The 1,412-nt window shown below is 48.7% G+C and carries 2 protein-coding genes; both read right to left on the reverse strand.

Going from position 1 to position 1,412, the window contains the following annotated elements; genetic code table 11:
* Positions 1-208 precede the first annotated feature (208 nt).
* Positions 209-1,048 (reverse strand): Ig-like domain-containing protein, encoded by an 840-nt coding sequence (locus EKM76_RS13280; RefSeq protein WP_164507670.1) that lies wholly within the window; start codon positions 1,046-1,048, stop codon positions 209-211.
* Positions 930-1,412: hypothetical protein (locus EKM76_RS13535; protein WP_225417952.1), on the reverse strand; the 483-nt coding region annotated here is incomplete at its 5' end. The genes EKM76_RS13535 and EKM76_RS13280, both read right to left, overlap by 119 nt.

Here is a 1,412-nt window from a genome sequence, read left to right on the forward strand (position 1 = left end):
CCGTAGTCCAGTTTTTGATTGGGTAAGTTCCTTTAAGATTGCTAATTTTTCGAGTACCGTATGTTTAGATCTGGGCATACAAAAATCCCTCCATAGTTGTTAGATGAATTATTGTATTTCATCTGACAACCATAAAGGGATTATCGCACACCATTTAACTTGGTATACGGCTTTTTCAGTTTAACTTAACTTTGGGTTATCATTACGACTAATCTTTTTTACGTTTCTTCAAACCTGCTAGACCAAAGAAGGATAGTAATAAGCTCAATAGTCCAATTCCAGCAAGATTGTTCTGCGCTTCAGAAGTTTGTGGTAATTTACCCTGATTGTTAAGATTCTGCAAGCTTGATGTAGCACCTTGCAATTTAACATCGGTCTTAACAGCTTTTGCAGCAGTTCCGTTGCCGGTGCCGTTAGTAGCTTGTGCACCGGTGTTATTACCGTTGCCATTGCTATTAACAGTTAATGCACCAGAATCATTACCGTTGCTATTGCCATTATTATCACCATTACCTTGAGTTTCGCTACCGTTACCCGCTACATTTGCTACTGTTACAGAAACAGCATCACTCGATTTGCCATCAATTACCTGAGTAATTTCAAGCTTGTCACCTGATTTAACGGTTGCGGCTGGGATAACGATACTAAAGTGACCATCGCTACCAACAACACCCGTAGCAACTTCGTTACCATTAACGTCTTTGATGACGACTGTTGCTCCTGGAGTCCCGGTACCAGTAACTGTAACTTGACCATTACCATCAATGACTGCTGTAACGTCACTGACTTTGCTTGGTGTCGTTTCACCTGGGGTCACCGTTCCACCTGGCGTAGTCGTTGTGCCACCTGGCGTGATGACTGTACCGCCTGGGGTCTTAACGCCGCCATCAGGGATCTCAACTTCACCGGGATCAGTGGTCTCGCCTGGATTAACTACGGTCCCACCTGGGGTTGTGATCGTGCCACCTTCGGTGATCGTTGTCCCACCTGGGGTAGTTTGCGTACCACCTGGGGTAACCGTTGCCATTCGGCGTTGTAGTTGTCCCACCTGGCGTTACAGTAGTTCCACCTGGCGTTGTTACCGTTCCACCTGGAGTGACGCCGGTGCCGCCTGGCGTTGTGATCGTGCCACCTTCGGTGATCGTTGTCCCACCTGGGGTAGTTTGCGTACCACCTGGGGTAACTGTGTTTTCACCTGGTGTCGTGACTGTCCCGCCTGGCGTAGTCGTTGTGCCACCTGGCGTGATGACTGTACCGCCTGGCGTCTTAACGCCGCCATCAGGGATCTCAACTTCACCGGGATCAGTGGTCTCGCCTGGATTAACTACGGTCCCACCTGGGGTTGTGATCGTGCCACCTTCGGTGATCGTTGTCCCACCTGGGGTAGTTTGCGTACCACCTGGGGTAACCGT

The sequence above is a fragment of the Loigolactobacillus zhaoyuanensis genome (assembly GCF_003946385.1).
Lineage (GTDB): Bacteria > Bacillota > Bacilli > Lactobacillales > Lactobacillaceae > Loigolactobacillus > Loigolactobacillus zhaoyuanensis.